The following is a 17,556-nucleotide window of genomic DNA, read 5'->3' as shown; positions in this document are numbered from 1 at the left end:
AGGAAGACTGATATGACAAACGAAATTACTGCGGCGCAGCAGATTGTAAAAAGAAGTCAAATCCAGATGATATGGAACCGCTTCCGCAAAAATAAAACAGCTGTGCTCGGCTTGTTTTTACTGTCGGCTATTATTCTCATTGCACTCTGCGCCCCTCTGCTGGTGGATTATAAGGTGGATGCCCTGGAACAGAACATCTCCGAGCGCCTGCTGTCCCCTGGCAGCGGACATCTTTTAGGCACGGACCAGTTTGGACGCGACCTTTTCGCGCGGATTATCTATGGTGCCCGCATTTCACTTTCACTTGGATTTGGGGCTATTTTTATTTCTGTAACAATAGGGATTTTATTGGGGTCTGTGTCCGGTTATTACGGCGGTAAAATAGACAACTTTATTATGAGGATTATGGATGTATTCCTGGCTATACCGCACGTTCTCATGGCGATGATTATTGTGGCTGCTCTGGGGGCAGGGACGCAGAATCTTTTAATCGCAATGGCGATTTCAAGTACGCCCCAGTTTGCGAGAATTGTCCGCTCCGCCATTATTACACAGCGGGATTCACTGTATATAGAAGCATGCAAGGCATTGGGAACAAGGGATATGCGCATTATAGTCAAACATATTATTCCTAATGCTCTTGGACCGATTGTGGTTCAGGCTACGCTGAATCTGGCCAAAACGATTCTAAATATCTCCTTTCTGAGCTATCTGGGATTGGGGGTTCCGTCTCCCACACCGGAATGGGGGGCAATGCTATCAGAGGCAAAGGATTTGATGCTCTATTATCCTTATCTTATTATGGTTCCCGGCTGCGCGATTATTGTTTCGGTGCTCTCCCTCAATCTGCTGGGAGACGGACTTAGAGATGCGCTTGACCCTAAATTAAAGAACTGAGAGGAGAGGGGATTATGGAAGACAAATTGCTTGAGATTCAAAACCTGGCGGTTGATTATTTCACTGATGAGAGCGTGGTTCACGCCGTCAGGGGATTAGACATCAGCGTAAACCGGGGCGAAACGTTTGGGCTTGTGGGAGAGACAGGAGCAGGGAAAACAACGGCGGCCCTGAGCATCCTGCGTCTTCTGCCGGAGCGCATCGGGAAAATCTGTCAGGGAAGGATTTTATTTGAGGGCAAAGACCTGGCTAAAGTCTCCCAGACAGAAATGCGGCAAATACGAGGAAAAGATATAGCCATGATATTTCAGGATTCGATGACCAGCCTGAATCCGGTGATCCGTATTGGGGAGCAGATTGGAGAGGTTTTGAAAATCCATGATGATTCAATGTCAAAGGAGCAGCGGAATCAGCGGGTGGATGAGGTTCTTCAGATGGTTGGAATCAGTCCGGAGCGGCGTCATGAATACCCTCACCAGTTTTCTGGCGGAATGCAGCAGCGTGTGGTCATCGCCATGGCTCTGGTCTGCGGGCCTAAGCTGATTCTGGCGGATGAACCTACGACGGCGCTGGATGTGACAATTCAGGCGCAGGTTTTGGAGATGATGCGTGATTTAAAGGAAAAGCTTAATACTGCGATGATGCTTATCACCCATGATTTGGGGGTGGTAGCTCAGACATGCGACAGGGTAGCTGTCATTTATGCCGGAGAAATTGTGGAGATGGGCACCACTGCCAATCTTTTTGTTGGTAAGGCACATCATCCATATACCAGCGGCCTGTTCGGCTCCATTCCGGACCTCAACTGCGACAGCCCCAGGCTTTGTCCAATTCCAGGTATGATGCCGGACCCGACGCAGATTCACCGGGGCTGTGCATTTGCCGACCGTTGTCAGAGGCGTATGGAAAAATGCCGGAAACAGGCCCCGGTCCCGGTTTGGATTGGTTCCCACATGATTCGGTGCCATATGTATGACACGCCGGATTTTGACCAGATGAAGGAGGAAAAGCAGTGACTGAACCTTTAATTGAAGCGATTGAGTTGAAAAAGTATTTTAAAAGTCCTAAGGGAATGGTACACGCGGTTGATAATGTAAGTTTCCGGGTGGAAAGGGGGAAGACACTGGGCGTGGTTGGAGAGTCAGGCTGCGGCAAGTCAACATTGGGAAGAGCTGTCCTGCGTCTGCTGGAACCTACCAGCGGACGGATTATATATGGGGGTTCAGATATAACGAAGCTGAGCAGGCGGAAAATGGACGCGATGCGGTTAAACATGCAGCTGATTTTCCAGGACCCCTATGCTTCCTTAAATCCCAGGATGACGGTCAGTGAACTGATTGCGGAAGCCCTTCTTGTGTGTAAAACCTGTGAAACGAAGAGTGAACGGGATTCCAGAGTACATGAGCTGATGGATGTAGTGGGGCTGGCGCAGCGTCTGGTGAATACATATCCCCATGAGCTGGACGGCGGCCGCAGACAGCGCATCGGTATAGCCCGTGCTTTGGCGGTTAATCCGGAATTCATTGTTTGTGACGAACCTGTTTCTGCCCTGGATGTATCAATTCAGGCTCAGATATTAAATCTATTAATGGATTTACAAGAGGAACGAGGTTTCACATATATGTTTATTACCCATGACCTGAGCGTGGTCAGGCATATATCCGATGACATTATGGTAATGTATCTGGGGCAATGCGTGGAACGGGCGCCGTCAAAGGAACTGTTTGATAATCCTATGCATTCCTATACAAAGGCATTGTTAAGCTCTATCCCCAAACCGAGTATCCTGCCGGAGGACAGACTCAGACGGGTAATCAAAGGGGAGGTGACCAGTCCCATCAATCCAAAGCCCGGATGCCGTTTTGCTGCGCGCTGCCCCAATGTCTGTGAAGACTGCATGAAATACGATGTTCCGCTTTGTGAGGTGTCGCCGAATCACTTTGTTGCTTGTGCCCGTATTTAATATTAAGAATAAAGGAGGGAGGATTATGTTTTGTCTACACATCCGCTGCCGTATTGCTGCCGGTAAGATGAACGAATTACGGGAAATTGCTCTGGCATTGATGGAAGAGACACGCCGGGCGCCAGGCTGCCTCAGCTATGAGATTGGTGTGGAAGAATCCGGTGTTGCGGCCTGGATTGAACGGTGGGAAAGCGAGGAAGACCTTGAACGTCACAAGTCTGCAGAATATTTTTTAAGAGCGGAGCAGGCAATGGACGGATTGATTTGCGGACCTGTACTGGTACAGCGTTTGGAGCCGTTTATAAAATAAGGGTGATAAACAGGAGCAGAAATTCCTATGGGTTCATAATACCGTCCAGAGTATTTCCTGAAAAGGGACTCGCACAGTGAAAAGGAGAAAAGGGAAAGGAGCCCTTCTAAAGAAACTGGTCATTTTCAGAACGTTTATAGGATATGATGTCATTGATATCGCAATCCAGGATGCGGCAGAGGTCATTGAGCGTCGTGGTGCTTAAAGGTTTATTTTTCCGGAGCCTGTCTATGGTGGAGCTTGACAGGTTATGGTTATAAATCAGGGTGTAGGTGGATTCATCAGAATTCTTGAGCGTGTTCCAAAAGGGTTCATATGTAATCACGGTGTATCCTCTTTTCTTACGTGTATATTATGTAACTAGAAAAATAAGGTAATTTTAGTTTACCTAAAAAAATGGTTCATTTCCCGGATATGCAGAATATGCCTACAAAAAAGGTGAAAAATACCATTTGTCCGTAAGGGGAGAAGGGGATGGATGGATATCAGAGGGACAGAATCCATTGCCCCATTGCCCTTCATTTTCTTTAGAATCTATTTAATAAACGCTGGAATCCGGTTATTTCCCCCTTTTGGAAAAAAATTCTAAGGCAGGAAAGAACGTTGAAATACAGGGCTTTTAAGGAAAATGTAAGACAGTGTAAGAGGAAAAGGACTTGCTTTTTTCATGAAAGTTTGTATAATGGGATAACGGAGTGAAACTAAGCATGTAATTTTCATTTATCAGGCTTATGAATCCAGGAGGCAGAGTAGAATGAAGGTCAGGAAGGTACTGGGCGGCTTTGCATGGGCCATGCTTGCGGCGACGCTGATTTTGGTGAATGCAATGGCGGCTAACGGGGATGATTTGTTTGACCAGACAGAGAATTCCAATGTTTCAGCGGTGGTACAGTATCAGCGGTGATTCAGCAGCGACGCAGTATTTTTTGAAGTTCAGCAGTTATTATCAGGAGAGACCGGCACGGATGCTGGTCTTTTTTAATGTGTGAAACCCTCTGTGAAATGCAGGCTCCATTGTTTTTAACAAAACAGGCGATGCTGACAGCAAGTTTTGCAATGCATTGAACAAAAAGGGATATGGATTATTCGTCCTCAGGGTGGTAATATTAAATCATGAAATCAACGAACACAGGAGGGAATGGTTATGCATTTATTAGACAGTGAACTGAGAAATAAGGAAGAGTGGGAAGCAGCGGGAATAGAACTTCCGAAATTTGACAGGGAAGCCATGAAGGCAGCTACCAGGGAATGCCCGCAGTGGGTGCATTTCGGTGCAGGCAATATCTTCCGCGCATTTCCGGCAGCGCGTCAGCAGAAGCTGCTGAACGATGGGGTGGAAAAAACCGGTATCATTGTGGCTGAAGGATATGACTATGAAATCATTAAGAAGGCATACAGGCCTCAGGATGATTTAAGCCTCCTGGTTACGCTGAAAGCCAATGGCACCATTGAGAAGACCGTGATTGGAAGCCTTGCGGAATCCCTGACCGTGGACCGTCAGGATAAGGCTGACTGGAACCGGCTGAAGGATATCTTTGCCAGCACTACCCTGCAGATGGTCAGCTTTACCATCACGGAAAAAGGCTACAGCATTACTTCGGCAGACGGCTCCTTCCGCCTGGACGTAGCAGCTGATTTTGAGGCTGGCCCGGAGCTGGCAGACAGCTATATCGGCAAGCTGGCAGCCCTGTGCTACTGGAGATATACCCATGGGGCGGCTCCTCTGGCACTGGTAAGCATGGATAACTGCTCCCACAACGGCCATAAGCTGTATGCGGCTGTGGATGCCTATGCAAAGGCGTGGACGGAGAACGGCAGGGCTGATAAGGGATTCCTGGAGTACATTGAGAATCCGGCCAAGGTTTCCTTCCCATGGAGCATGATTGATAAAATCACCCCACGTCCGGATGACAGCGTAAAGAAAATGCTGGAGGAGGCCGGCTTCACGGATACAGAGAGCATTGTCACCAGCAAGAACACATATGTGGCTCCTTTTGTAAATGCAGAGGAGGCCGAATACCTGGTTATTGAGGATGCGTTCCCCAACGGACGTCCGCAGCTTGAAAAGGCAGGCGTTATGTTCACTACCAGGGATACGGTTGAAAAGGTGGAGCGCATGAAGGTGTGCACCTGCCTGAATCCGCTTCACACCACCCTGGCTGTATATGGCTGCCTTCTGGGCTATACCAAAATCAGCGAGGAGATGAAGGACGCGGACCTGGTGAAGCTGGTGGAAATCATTGGATATAAGGAAGGACTTCCTGTGGTTACGAATCCGGGCATCCTTTCTCCTGAGAAGTTCATTGACGAAGTTTTACAGATTCGTGTTCCAAATCCATTCATGCCTGATACGCCCCAGAGAATTGCCTGCGATACCTCCCAGAAGCTGTCCATCCGTTTCGGAGAGACTATCAAGGAGTATATGGCAAGACCTGAGCTGGATGTGAAGTCCCTTAAATTCATCCCCATGGTTCAGGCCGGATGGTGCCGTTATCTGTTAGGAGTGGATGATGAGGGCAATGCCTTTACTGTAAGCCCGGACCCCATGTATGAGGAACTGGCAAAGAAGCTTCAGGGCGTTAAGGTAGGAGAAGCCTGCAATATACACCAGGTGCTGCAGCCTATATTAAGCGACGCCAGGATATTCGGAGTGGACCTGTACGAGGCAGGACTGGGCGAATATGTGGAGAGCATTTTTGCCGAGCTGATTGCCGGCAAGGGAGCTGTAAGGGCTGCTCTTCAGAGACACCTGGCAGAGGCCTAGGCATATTTGGTTCATGGTAAATTGATTCATGGCAAAGTGATTCATGGATTACGGTAAAATACGTTCCGGCTGCTGGCCGGTGCGCGCCCGGACAATGGCGTACAGCTGCTGTCCGGGCGTTTTTCATTGGCTGAAGGAATAGGACAGATTTACAAAAAGTGGGAGAAATTAATGAATTTGTAACAAAAAAGTCATATTTTATATACAAAACAGGAAGAATATGGTATCATAGTGGGAACGAACGGATGTTTATGTCTGATTCACTGAACTTACAGGCATTTGCCTTTTTGATATAGATTAAGAATGGAAATGGTATTTTCCAGGAATCATAAGATAATTGAGAAAGACAGAGGTTACGTATGAAAAGGTGGATAGCAGCGGGCATATTAATCCTAGCATTGACAGGATGTTCCCGGTATGAACCGGCAAAGGAGATGACCAGGTCACGGAACGGGGCCGCCCAGTCTGAAGCGCAGCAGCAGGCCGGACAGGAAGGGCAGGAGACGAAAGAGGCTGAGGCGGCCGATTCAGACGTCATCACCATTTCTTCATATCCGCCCAGGAACCCGGTGAAGGTAAAGGGCATCTATGTGTCCGCCTATGTGGCCGGCACCGGCGATATGATGGATAAAATCATAGAGGAGATAGACAGGACGGAGCTCAATGCAGTGGTCATTGATGTAAAGGATGACCAGGGAAGGATTACCTATGCCATGGATTCCCCAACCGTGGATGACATTGGGGCGTGCCAGGTTTTTATCCAGGACATGCCGGCGCTCATGGCAAAGCTTAAGGAGCATGGAATCTATACCATAGCCAGGGTGGTGGCTTTCAGGGACCCCTATTTGGCGGAGCAGAAGCCGGAGTGGAGCCTTCATGTGGCGGATGGCAGGATTTACCGGGATAATAAAGGCCTTGCATGGGTAAATCCTTATAAGAGGGAAGTCTGGGATTATCTGGTCGAGGTGGGGAAAAAAGCAGGTGAAACAGGATTTGATGAGATTCAGTTCGATTACATCCGGTTTGCAGTGGACAGGACCATGAACGATGTTGTATTTGACGATGCAGATACACAGGGGCGTGATAAGACCCAGGCAATAACGGAATTCATAAGCTATGCACATGATGAGCTGGCAAAGGAGGGACTCTTTGTTTCGGCTGATGTGTTTGGCACCATCATGCGCAGCGAGGAGGATGCGGCTGCCGTGGGCCAGGAATACGAGGACATGGCGGAGCAGCTGGATTATATATGTCCCATGATTTATCCATCCCATTACGGGCCGGGAAATTTTGGAATAGAGTATCCGGATACCCAGCCTTATGATACAATATTAAATGCACTGAATGGTTCCAGGGAGCTTCTGGCTGCATCTGCAAAGGAAGACGCGCCCCAGGCCGTGGTAAGGCCGTGGCTTCAGGACTTTACAGCCTCCTATCTGGAGCATTATATTAAATATGGCGATGAACAGGTGAGACAGCAGATACAGGCTGTTTACGATGCAGGCTACGATGAGTGGATTCTCTGGGACGCAGGGGTCAGCTATCACTACGGAGGACTGCTGACCCCGGAGGCGGCCGCCAAAGAGGATGAGCACATAGCCCAGTCCAGGGCTGCCGCAGAACAGGCCGGAGCTGCTGCGGAGAATGCAGGCGCCGGGGATGCGGCGGCAGAGCAGGCAGGCACAGAGAATGCAGAAGCAGAGGACAGCGGGGCATAAAGCCATATGAAAGGGATGGTGAAAGGTATTGTTTGATTTAGAGGAAGAACTGAAGAAACTCCCGGCCAGCCCGGGAGTTTATCTTATGCATAATGACAGGGATGAGATTATATACGTGGGCAAGGCCATCAGCCTGAAAAACCGTGTCAGGCAGTATTTCCAGAGCAGCAGGAATAAGACGGCAAAGATTGAACAGATGGTGTCCCACATTGCATGGTTTGAATACATCCTGACGGATTCCGAGCTGGAAGCCCTGGTGCTGGAGTGCAACCTGATTAAGGAGCACAGGCCGCGGTACAACACCATGCTGAAGGACGATAAAAGCTACCCCTATATCAAGGCAACCATGGGTGAGGATTTCCCCCGCCTCCTGTTTGCCAGGGATATGAAAAAGGACGGCAGAAGCCGTTATTTTGGTCCCTATACCAGCGCGGGGGCCGTGAAGGATACGCTGGATTTAATACACAAGCTGTACCGGATCAGGACCTGCAACCGGAACCTGCCAAAGGATACGGGAAAGGAGCGTCCGTGCCTCAATTACCACATCAAGCAGTGCGACGCCCCCTGCCAGGGATATATTTCCAGGGAGGAATACCAGTCCAATTTCGGCCAGGCCCTGGACTTTTTGAATGGCAGATACGACCCTCTCATAAAGAGCCTTCAGGAAAAGATGCAGACTGCCTCCGACAGCCTGGAATTTGAGCGGGCCATTGAGTACAGGGAGCTGCTAAACAGCGTGAAGCAGGTGGCGCAGAAACAGAAGATTACCAGCAGCGGTATGGAGGACCGGGATATTGTAGCCATGGCCAGGGATGAGAAGGACGCGGTGGTACAGGTGTTCTTTATCCGGGAGGGCAAGCTGATAGGCAGGGACCATTTCCATATATCGGCTGCCATGGCTGAAAATGAGGGCGAGATTCTGGACAGCTTTGTAAAGCAGTTTTATGCGGGTACGCCCTTTATACCAAGGGAACTGTGGCTCCAGCATCCTCTGGGGGACGAGGAGGTCATCAGCCAGTGGCTGTCTGCGAAACGGGGGCAGAAGGTCAGGCTGGTGGTTCCGAAAAAGGGAGAAAAGGAACGGCTGGTGGAGCTGGCGGCCAGGAATGCAGCCCTGGTGCTGTCCCAGGATAAGGAGCGGATTAAGAAAGAAGAACTTCGCACCATCGGAGCCCTGAACCAGATTGGGGAGCTGATTGGCATTGGCGGAATCCGCCGCATGGAGGCATATGATATCTCCAATACCAGCGGCGTGGAATCCGTGGGCTCCATGGTGGTATATGAGGACGGCAGGCCCAAGCGCAGCGATTACAGGAAATTCCGCATCAAGACCGTCCAGGGCCCCAACGACTACGCATCCATGAATGAGGTGCTGACACGCAGATTCTCCCACGGCATGAGAGAGACGGAGGAACTGAAGGAAAAGGGGGCTGACGTAAGCCTTGGCAGCTTTACCAGGTTCCCGGATTTAATCATGATGGACGGCGGCAGGGGCCAGGTGAACATAGCCCTGGAGGTCCTTGATAAGCTGGGGCTTTCCATTCCTGTGTGCGGCATGGTGAAGGATGACAACCACAGAACAAGGGGACTCTACTATAATAATGTGGAGGTGCCCATTGACCGTCACTCCGAAGGATTCAGGCTTATCACCAGAATCCAGGATGAGGCCCACCGGTTTGCCATTGAATACCACAGGAGCCTGAGGGGGAAGGGCCAGGTGAAATCCATCCTGGATGACATTCCCGGCATCGGACCGGCCAGGCGCAAGGCCCTTATGCGCCATTTTAAGGATATAGAGGCAGTGAGAAGCGCCTCCGTGGAGGACCTGGAGCAGACGCCCCAGATGAACCGCAGGTCGGCTGAGTCCGTGTACCGCTTCTTCCACCCGGAGACGGGCAGCCCCCGGACCAGCGGGCAGGCCCCTTCACAGAATAATGACCGGCCCGGCACCAGCACAGGCCCGGAGAACGGGACAGAAGCGGACTTCCAGAATCTGGAAGGACAGCGATAAAAACACATGACAACCGCATCAAATTATGATAGTATGATAGAAGTTAAACGAGAAGTAAAACCAGGTCAAGGGGGTATCATCATGCATGGAGTAACCATATCGGAATTAATTGAGAAAATGAAGCTTAAAAACACCACGCCGGAGATTGACACGGACAAGATTGTGCTGACCCATCCGGACGTGAACCGCCCGGCCCTGCAGCTTACGGGATTTTTTGACCACTTTGACAGAGAGCGGGTTCAAATCATCGGATACGTGGAGCAGGCATATATTAATACCATGGACCAGGAACAGAAGCGCCGGATGTACGATAAGCTCACATCCAGCCAGATTCCCTGTCTGGTGTTCAGCCGCGACCAGGAGCCGGATGAGGACCTGCTGGAATTCTGCAACTACTATGGCGTTCCCTGCCTTGTGTCCGATAAGACCACCTCTGCCCTGATGGCAGAAATCATCCGCTGGCTCAATGTGAAGCTGGCCCCCTGCATCAGCATTCACGGTGTGCTGATTGACGTATTCGGCGAGGGCGTCCTGATTATGGGCGAAAGCGGCATCGGCAAGAGCGAGGCTGCCCTGGAACTGATTAAGAGGGGACACCGTCTGGTGACGGATGATGTGGTGGAGATACGCCGGGTCAGCGATGACACCCTGATTGGAAGCGCGCCTGACATCACCAAGCATTTCATTGAACTGCGGGGCATCGGCATCATTGATGTGAAGACCCTGTTCGGTGTGGAGAGTGTTAAGGATACCCAGTCCATTGACATGGTTATCAAGCTGGAGGACTGGAGCAAGGACAAGGAATACGACAGGCTGGGCCTGGAAGACCAGTATACGGAATTCCTGGGCAACCAGGTGGTCTGCCATACCATTCCCATCCGTCCGGGACGTAATCTGGCTATTATCGTGGAGTCCGCGGCTGTCAACTACCGCCAGAAGAAGATGGGCTACAACGCAGCCCAGGAGCTGTACAACCGGGTACAGGCCAATCTTGGAAAGGGCCAGGAAAATTAAGTCTTAAGCGAGGAATGTATTTTGAATCTGGAACATATGTTGAAAGAGGTGCTTGTATCAGAGGGGGCGGTGTGCCGCTTCATGGAACCCATGAGCAGTCACACCACCTTCCGCATCGGGGGACCGGCTGAGGCCTATGTATGCCCCGGCAATGAAGAGGAGCTGGGAAAGGTCATCTGCCTTTGCAATGAGCATGGTATTCCCTGGAGAGTGCTGGGAAATGGCAGCAACCTCCTGGTCAGCGATAAGGGAATCAAGGGCGTGGTCATTGCCATGGAAGGAAACTGGTCCCATGCCAGAACAGAGGGAACTGTCATCCATGCAGGGGCAGGGGAACTGCTGGCCCGGGCGGCCCGGGCCGCCCTGGACCACTGCCTGACCGGTATGGAATTTGCAGCAGGCATACCCGGCAGCGTAGGCGGCGCCCTGGTGATGAACGCAGGGGCCTATGGCTCTGAGATGAAGGATATCCTCAAATCAGCCAGGGTTATGACGAATCAGGGACAGGTTCTGGAGCTCTCCCTGGATGAACTGGAACTGGGGTACCGCACCAGCTGTATTCCCGACCGGGGATATACGGTGCTGGAGGCGTCCTTTCAGCTGAAGCCGGGCAGCCGGGCAGACATTGAGGCCCGGATGAAGGAACTGGCAGACAGGCGCAGGGAGAAACAGCCCCTGGAATATCCCAGCGCAGGCAGCACCTTCAAACGTCCCCGCGGATATTTTGCAGGAAAGCTCATAGAGGATGCCGGTCTCAGGGGATACGCCATGGGCGGAGCCAGGGTATCGGAGAAGCACTGCGGCTTTGTAATCAACGGCGGAAACGCCACTGCATCCGATGTCATGGCCCTGTGCGGGCATATCAGGAAAACAGTCATGGAACAGTCCGGCGTGGAGCTTGAGATGGAAGTCAAGCGCTGGGGCGAGTTCTGACCGCAAGGCCGATTATACGTAACCGAGGTGGATGGATGAAGCTTGTAATTGTAACCGGAATGTCCGGGGCAGGCAAGACAATTGCACTGAAAATGCTGGAGGATTTGGGGTTCTACTGTGTGGATAACCTGCCCATATCCCTGGTAGATAAATTTGCCCAGCTGGCAGCGGCCGGCAGCGACATCAGCCAGGCCGCCCTGGGCATAGATATCCGCAGCGGCGAGGAACTGAACCAGCTGGATGCTATATTCAGGGGATGGAAGGAACTGGGGATGGATTACCGGATACTGTTCCTGGACGCCAATGACGGGGTCCTGATTAAGCGGTACAAGGAGACGCGCCGCAGCCACCCCCTGGCCGGGACAGGCAGGCTGGACAAGGGAATTGAAAAGGAACGGGCCAAGCTGGCCTTCCTTAAGAAGGACGCGGATTTCATCATTGATACCAGCAAGCTCCTTACCAGGGAGCTGCGGCAGGAGCTGGAAAAGATATTCCTGAAACACCAGGAGTACAGCAACATGTTTGTCACGGTTTTATCCTTTGGCTTTAAGTACGGCATTCCGGAGGATGCGGACCTGGTCTTTGACGTGCGTTTTCTGCCCAATCCCTATTATGTGGAGGAGCTGCGCCCCCTGACAGGGGAGGACCAGGTCATCCGGGATTATGTGATGCAGGGAGGCGCCTGCGCGCAGTTTTTGGACAAGCTCTATGATATGGTGGATTTCCTCCTGCCGGGTTATATTAAAGAAGGAAAGAACCAGCTGGTGGTGGCAATCGGCTGCACCGGCGGCAAGCACCGTTCCGTGACGGTTGCCAAGGCCCTCTACGGTTATCTGGCTGCCAAGGCTGAATATGGAATTAAAATAGAACACAGGGACATCGACAAAGACAATAAAAGGAAGTAGCAGACATGTCATTTTCTTCCAACGTAAAAGACGAGCTGTCCAGGCAGATGCCTGGGGCGCGCCACTGCCAGATAGCAGAGACAGCAGCAATCCTGAGCCTGTGCGGAAGGGTAAAGATATCGGCTTCAGACCATTTTTGGATTGAAATCCATACGGAAAATGTGGCAGTTGCAAGAAAGTACTTTACATTATTGAAAAAAACATTTAATATAAGAACTGATGTCTCGATTCGCAGAGGGGGGAACCCCGGGCGGAGCATGACATACATCGTAGCAGTCAGGGAACATGAGGAAGCCCTCAAGGTCCTGCAGGCAGTGAAACTCATCAATTCCCAGGGGGAAATCGGCGAAAACCTTTCCCTGATTCGGAATGTGGTGCTTCAGAATGCCTGCTGCAGACGGGCTTTCATACGTGGCGCCTTTTTGGCGGCCGGCTCCATCAGCGCCCCGGAGAAGTTCTACCACTTTGAAATCGTGTGTCCCACTGAACCTAAGGCGGAGCAGCTTAAGAACATCATCGCCACCTTTGATATCGAGGCCAAGATAGTGCTGAGAAAGAAGTATTATGTAGTCTATATCAAGGAGGGCAGCCAGATTGTGGACATCCTTAACGTGATGGAGGCCCCGGTATCCCTTATGGAGCTGGAGAATATCCGCATTGTCAAGGAGATGAGAGGCAGCGTGAACCGCCAGGTCAACTGCGAGACTGCCAATATCAATAAGACCGTGTCAGCTGCGGTAAAACAGATAGAGGACATCCGTTTCATCCAGTCTGTTGCCGGTCTTTCGGGTCTTCCTGAGAACCTTCAGGAGATGGCCCGCATACGGCTGGAACGGCCGGAGGCAACCTTAAAGGAATTGGGGGAGGCCCTGGAACCGCCTGTGGGTAAATCAGGCGTAAACCACCGTTTGAGGAAGTTAAGCCTTATGGCCGAAGAACTGCGGCAGCAGTTTCCGGACCGTAATACATCAAGTTTGCAATAGTTTTATCAAGTACGAATCAGTACGGGCACCGGAATGGCAGTCAGGATGCGGCCAGATTGGAACATGACCATTGGAACGTATCAGGGGCTGTGAACCATTCAAAGGAATGAGGAGGATTATTATGGTAAAGAAATTGATTACAGTTGAATTGGCATCAGGACTTGAGGCAAGACCGGCAGCTATGTTGGTGCAGGTAGCCAGTCAGTACGAAAGCGCGATTTACCTGGAAGCAGAGGCAAAGCGTGTGAATGCCAAGAGCATCATGGGAATGATGACTCTCTGTCTGACCGCGGGCGAATCCATCTTGGTGGAAGCCGACGGAAAGGATGAGGAGGCAGCTGTAACTGAAATTGAGAAGTATCTGAAAAACCAGTAACTACCAGTCCGTTTGTTTGGAGAGATAGATAATGGGAATCAGGCAGGACTTGCCTGGTTCTCTTTTCTTTTATCCGGATTTATGATAAACTGTTACTCGAACGGCAATTTATACCGAAACGATAAGGAGAGAATAGGGAATGGCATTTACCCATTTGCACGTCCATACGGAATACAGCCTTCTGGACGGCTCCTGTAAAATCAAGGAGCTGACAGCCAGGGCAAAGGAGCTTGGCATGGACAGCATGGCTGTCACGGACCATGGCGTGATGTATGGCGTGATTGATTTTTATAAAGCAGCCAGGGAAGCCGGCATCAAGCCGATTCTGGGATGCGAGGTCTATGTGGCCCCGGGGTCCCGCTTTGACCGGGAGACAGTAAGCGGCGAGGACCGGTATTACCACCTTGTGCTGCTGGCGGAGAACAACAGGGGCTATGAAAACCTGATGAAAATTGTGTCCAAGGGATTTGTGGACGGATTTTACTATAAACCCAGGGTGGACTACGAGGTCTTAAGGACCTACCACGAGGGAATCATTGCGCTCAGCGCCTGTCTGGCAGGGGAGGTGCAGCGCTACCTGACCAGGGGAATGTATGAGGAGGCGGTCAGGGCATCCGGCCGGTATGTGGACATATTTGGAAAGGACAATTTCTTCCTGGAGCTTCAGGACCACGGGCTGCCGGACCAAAAGCTGGTAAACCAGGGCCTTATGCGCATGAGCAGGGATACGGGCCTTAAGCTGGTGGCAACCAACGATATCCACTACACCTATGCCGAGGATGAGAAGGCCCACGACATCCTTCTGTGCATCCAGACCGGCAAGAAGGTGGCGGATGAGGACAGGATGCGCTATGAGGGAGGCCAGTATTACTGCAAATCAGAGGACGAGATGCGGACCCTGTTTCCCTATGCGCCTGAGGCCATTGAAAATACCCATATGATAGCGGAGCGCTGCAATGTGGAGATTGAGTTCGGGGTTACCAAGCTTCCGAAATACGAAGTTCCGGAGGGCTATGATTCCTGGACCTACTTAAACCATCTGTGCAGGGAGGGCTTTCAGACGCGGTACCCGGATGATGACGGCACCCTGAGCAGCCGCCTGGACTATGAGCTGGAAGTTATCCGTTCCATGGGATATGTGGATTACTTCCTGATTGTGTGGGATTTCATCAATTACGCCCGCTCCCGGGACATCATCGTGGGGCCGGGGCGGGGCTCTGCAGCAGGAAGCATTGTGTCCTATACGCTGGGAATCACCAACATAGACCCGGTGCGCTACAACCTTCTCTTTGAGCGTTTCCTGAACCCGGAGCGTGTGTCCATGCCTGATATCGACATTGACTTCTGCTACGAACGGCGTCAGGAGGTAATCGACTATGTGGTGCGCAAGTACGGCAAGGACCAGGTGGTACAGATTGTAACCTTTGGTACCCTGGCTGCAAAGGGCGTTGTCCGGGATGTGGGGCGTGTGTTGGACCTGCCCTATTCCCTGTGCGACACCATCGCCAAGATGATTCCCGGGGACCTGGGCATGACGCTGGACAAGGCCCTGACCATGAACCCGGACCTTAAGAAGGCCTACAATGAGGATGAGCAGGTCCATTATCTCATCGACATGTCCAGGCGTCTGGAGGGACTGCCCAGGCATACCTCCATGCATGCGGCCGGGGTGGTGATTGGCAGCAGGTCCATTGACGAGTTTGTACCCCTTTCCAGGGCCTCTGACGGTACCATCACCACCCAGTTTACCATGACCACCATCGAGGAGCTGGGACTTCTGAAAATGGATTTCCTGGGCCTGCGGACCCTTACCGTCATACAGAACGCGGTGAGGCTGGCCGAGAAGGACTACGGCATATCCATTGACATTGACCACATTGACTTTGACGATAAAAAGGTACTTGAATCCATCGGAACAGGCAGGACCGAGGGCGTGTTCCAGCTGGAAAGCGCGGGGATGAAAAGCTTTATGAAGGAGCTTAAGGCGGAGAACCTGGAGGATATCATAGCAGGCATCTCCCTGTACCGTCCCGGCCCCATGGACTTTATACCCAAATACCTGAAGGGAAAGAACGACAGGGCTTCCATCACCTATGACTGCCCTCAGCTGGAGCCCATATTAAGCCCCACCTACGGCTGTATTGTATACCAGGAGCAGGTTATGCAGATTGTGCGTGATTTGGCCGGATACACCATGGGACGCAGCGACCTGGTGCGCCGCGCCATGAGCAAGAAAAAGACGTCTGTCATGGAAAAGGAACGCCGGAACTTTGTATACGGCAACCGGGAGGAAGGGGTCAGGGGCTGTGTGGACAATGGAATCAGCGAGCAGACGGCAAACCATATCTATGACGAGATGATTGACTTTGCAAAGTACGCCTTCAACAAGTCCCACGCAGCCGCCTATGCAGTGGTTTCCTACCAGACGGCCTATCTGAAATACTATTATCCCAGGGAATTCATGGCCGCCCTTATGACATCGGTCATGGACAATGTAAGTAAATTTTCCGAGTATGTGCTGACCTGCCGCCGGATGATGGGCATTCCCGTGCTGCCGCCGGATATCAATGAGGGAGAAAGCGGTTTCTCCGTGTCAGGTGACGCCATCCGCTACGGCCTGTCCGCCATCAAGAGCGTGGGCAAACCAGTGACAGAGGTAATCCTGGCGGAGCGGGAGAAAAACGGTCCCTTCCGTTCCATGGAGGATTTTGTGGGGCGTATGAGCATGAAGGAGGTAAACAAAAGGACCCTGGAAAATTTCATCAAGTCAGGCGCCCTGGATACGCTGCCGGGCACCAGACGGCAGAAGATGGCCGTGGCTCCCACCATGCTGGAGGTTAAGGCCAGGGAGAAAAAGTCCATGTTCGAGGGTCAGTTAAGTCTTTTTGACATTGTTGGTGAGGAAGACAGGAATGAATTCCAGATTACATTTCCCGATGTGGGGGAATACTCAAAGGATGAGCTTCTTGCTTTTGAGAAGGAAATACTGGGAGTTTACATCAGCGGCCATCCTCTGGACGACTATGAGGAGACATGGAGGAGGAATATAACAGCCACCTCCGCCCAGTTTATTGTGGATGAGGAGACGGACAAGGCCGGGGTGGAGGACGGATCCAGGGCAGTGATAGGAGGGCTGGTGGCAGGCAAGACCGTGAAGACCACCAGGACCAACCAGCTCATGGCATTTATCACCCTGGAGGACCTGCTGGGACCTGTGGAAGTCATTGTGTTCCCAAGGGATTATGAGGCCAACCGGGAACTGTTCACCGAGGACTCCAAGCTGTTTATCAAAGGAAGGGTATCCATTGGCGATGACCCGGTGGGAAAACTGGTGTGCGAGCAGGTGATTCCCTTTGAGAGCATATCTAAGGAGCTGTGGCTCCAGTTCCCGGATATGGAGACGTATCAGGCCGGGGAGCAGCGTCTGCTTACCTCCCTGCGGTCCAGCGAGGGAAAGGACCGGGTGGTCATTTACCTCCAGAAGGAGAGGGCCAAGAAAGTCCTTCCGGCCAACTGGAATGTCCAGGTTACGCCCGGACTTTTGAAAGACCTGGGAGAAGGACTTGGTGAAAAAAATGTCAAAGTCGTAGAAAAAGGTCTTGAAAAGCTGGGGAAAATGAATTAGAATAGCGTTGGGTATAGATGAGAGAATGAATGATTGAGAGCAACGTCAGCACAGGCG

General features: G+C 51.6%; 15 protein-coding genes. 14 read left to right on the top strand and 1 reads right to left on the bottom strand.

All coding sequences use genetic code 11. From position 1 onward, the window contains the following. The first annotated feature begins 12 nt into the window (after positions 1-12). The 4 genes from I2H39_RS02780 to I2H39_RS02765 are packed head-to-tail and all read left to right on the top strand — an operon-like array spanning position 13 to position 3,170. Complete coding sequence (locus tag I2H39_RS02780; RefSeq protein WP_195625751.1) at positions 13-897, top strand: ABC transporter permease; 885 nt, start codon at positions 13-15, stop codon at positions 895-897. A 14-nt stretch (positions 898-911) separates the two neighbouring features. Beyond that, complete coding sequence (locus I2H39_RS02775; protein WP_138306149.1) at positions 912-1,913, top strand: ABC transporter ATP-binding protein; 1,002 nt, start codon at positions 912-914, stop codon at positions 1,911-1,913. Further along, positions 1,910-2,860 carry an ABC transporter ATP-binding protein gene (locus I2H39_RS02770; RefSeq protein WP_227146606.1) on the top strand — a complete coding sequence of 317 codons (951 nt, stop codon included), beginning with the start codon at positions 1,910-1,912 and terminating at the stop codon, positions 2,858-2,860. The genes I2H39_RS02775 and I2H39_RS02770 overlap by 4 nt, the downstream gene beginning before the upstream one ends. Positions 2,861-2,885: 25 nt before the next feature. Continuing rightward, positions 2,886-3,170, top strand: a complete 285-nt coding sequence (locus tag I2H39_RS02765; RefSeq protein WP_171042524.1) for a putative quinol monooxygenase — start codon at positions 2,886-2,888, stop codon at positions 3,168-3,170. 106 nt (positions 3,171-3,276) lie between these two features. On the opposite strand, the gene I2H39_RS02760 is transcribed toward I2H39_RS02765, so the two are convergent. Then, positions 3,277-3,495, bottom strand: a complete 219-nt coding sequence (locus I2H39_RS02760) for a helix-turn-helix transcriptional regulator (protein WP_002587772.1) — start codon at positions 3,493-3,495, stop codon at positions 3,277-3,279. Between the two features lie 429 nt (positions 3,496-3,924). Here I2H39_RS02760 and I2H39_RS02755 point away from each other — a divergent pair, with 429 nt between their 5' ends. The 10 genes from I2H39_RS02755 to I2H39_RS02710 all read left to right on the top strand — a co-directional run bounded on the left by I2H39_RS02755 (position 3,925) and on the right by I2H39_RS02710 (position 17,499). Further along, on the top strand, positions 3,925-4,074 hold the full coding sequence (locus tag I2H39_RS02755; protein ID WP_171042525.1) for a hypothetical protein: 150 nt from the start codon (positions 3,925-3,927) through the stop codon (positions 4,072-4,074). Between the two features lie 240 nt (positions 4,075-4,314). Further along, positions 4,315-5,934 carry a mannitol dehydrogenase family protein gene (locus tag I2H39_RS02750; RefSeq protein WP_195625750.1) on the top strand — a complete coding sequence of 540 codons (1,620 nt, stop codon included), beginning with the start codon at positions 4,315-4,317 and terminating at the stop codon, positions 5,932-5,934. Between the two features lie 359 nt (positions 5,935-6,293). After that, complete coding sequence (locus I2H39_RS02745) at positions 6,294-7,652, top strand: putative glycoside hydrolase (RefSeq protein ID WP_227146603.1); 1,359 nt, start codon at positions 6,294-6,296, stop codon at positions 7,650-7,652. 28 nt (positions 7,653-7,680) lie between these two features. Continuing rightward, positions 7,681-9,663, top strand: coding sequence for an excinuclease ABC subunit UvrC (gene uvrC, locus I2H39_RS02740; protein WP_195625749.1), 1,983 nt, complete (start codon positions 7,681-7,683; stop codon positions 9,661-9,663). 81 nt (positions 9,664-9,744) lie between these two features. Further along, positions 9,745-10,677 carry an HPr(Ser) kinase/phosphatase gene (hprK, locus tag I2H39_RS02735; RefSeq protein WP_138306153.1) on the top strand — a complete coding sequence of 311 codons (933 nt, stop codon included), beginning with the start codon at positions 9,745-9,747 and terminating at the stop codon, positions 10,675-10,677. Between the two features lie 21 nt (positions 10,678-10,698). Further along, complete coding sequence (gene murB / locus I2H39_RS02730; protein ID WP_195625748.1) at positions 10,699-11,610, top strand: UDP-N-acetylmuramate dehydrogenase; 912 nt, start codon at positions 10,699-10,701, stop codon at positions 11,608-11,610. Positions 11,611-11,645: 35 nt separating this feature from the next. Then, entirely contained in the window at positions 11,646-12,515 is an 870-nt protein-coding gene (gene rapZ / locus I2H39_RS02725) for an RNase adapter RapZ (RefSeq protein ID WP_138306155.1), read from the top strand. Between the two features lie 5 nt (positions 12,516-12,520). Then, positions 12,521-13,498, top strand: coding sequence for a DNA-binding protein WhiA (gene whiA, locus I2H39_RS02720; protein WP_138306156.1), 978 nt, complete (start codon positions 12,521-12,523; stop codon positions 13,496-13,498). A 121-nt stretch (positions 13,499-13,619) separates the two neighbouring features. Beyond that, a complete protein-coding gene (locus I2H39_RS02715) occupies positions 13,620-13,874 on the top strand; it encodes an HPr family phosphocarrier protein (RefSeq protein ID WP_002564619.1) in 255 nt (84 codons plus the stop codon). 139 nt (positions 13,875-14,013) lie between these two features. Next, positions 14,014-17,499 (top strand): DNA polymerase III subunit alpha, encoded by a 3,486-nt coding sequence (locus I2H39_RS02710; RefSeq protein ID WP_195625747.1) that lies wholly within the window; start codon positions 14,014-14,016, stop codon positions 17,497-17,499. Positions 17,500-17,556 lie beyond the last annotated feature (57 nt).

Origin of the sequence: Clostridium sp. 1001283B150225_161107_B6 (assembly GCF_015556325.1) — a bacterium.
Taxonomy (GTDB): Bacteria; Bacillota; Clostridia; order Lachnospirales; family Lachnospiraceae; genus Enterocloster.
The sequence above is the reverse complement of the archived record's forward strand: the minus strand, read 5'-3'. Positions and strand labels throughout refer to the sequence as shown.

Coding starts and splice junctions, on each gene's coding strand:
- I2H39_RS02780 (WP_195625751.1), top strand. CDS start 13: ATGACAAACGAAATTACTGCGGCGCAGCAGATTGTAAAAAGAAGTCAA.
- I2H39_RS02775 (WP_138306149.1), top strand. CDS start 912: ATGGAAGACAAATTGCTTGAGATTCAAAACCTGGCGGTTGATTATTTC.
- I2H39_RS02765 (WP_171042524.1), top strand. CDS start 2,886: ATGTTTTGTCTACACATCCGCTGCCGTATTGCTGCCGGTAAGATGAAC.
- I2H39_RS02755 (WP_171042525.1), top strand. CDS start 3,925: ATGAAGGTCAGGAAGGTACTGGGCGGCTTTGCATGGGCCATGCTTGCG.
- I2H39_RS02750 (WP_195625750.1), top strand. CDS start 4,315: ATGCATTTATTAGACAGTGAACTGAGAAATAAGGAAGAGTGGGAAGCA.
- I2H39_RS02745 (WP_227146603.1), top strand. CDS start 6,294: ATGAAAAGGTGGATAGCAGCGGGCATATTAATCCTAGCATTGACAGGA.
- hprK (WP_138306153.1), top strand. CDS start 9,745: ATGCATGGAGTAACCATATCGGAATTAATTGAGAAAATGAAGCTTAAA.
- rapZ (WP_138306155.1), top strand. CDS start 11,646: ATGAAGCTTGTAATTGTAACCGGAATGTCCGGGGCAGGCAAGACAATT.
- whiA (WP_138306156.1), top strand. CDS start 12,521: ATGTCATTTTCTTCCAACGTAAAAGACGAGCTGTCCAGGCAGATGCCT.
- I2H39_RS02715 (WP_002564619.1), top strand. CDS start 13,620: ATGGTAAAGAAATTGATTACAGTTGAATTGGCATCAGGACTTGAGGCA.
- I2H39_RS02710 (WP_195625747.1), top strand. CDS start 14,014: ATGGCATTTACCCATTTGCACGTCCATACGGAATACAGCCTTCTGGAC.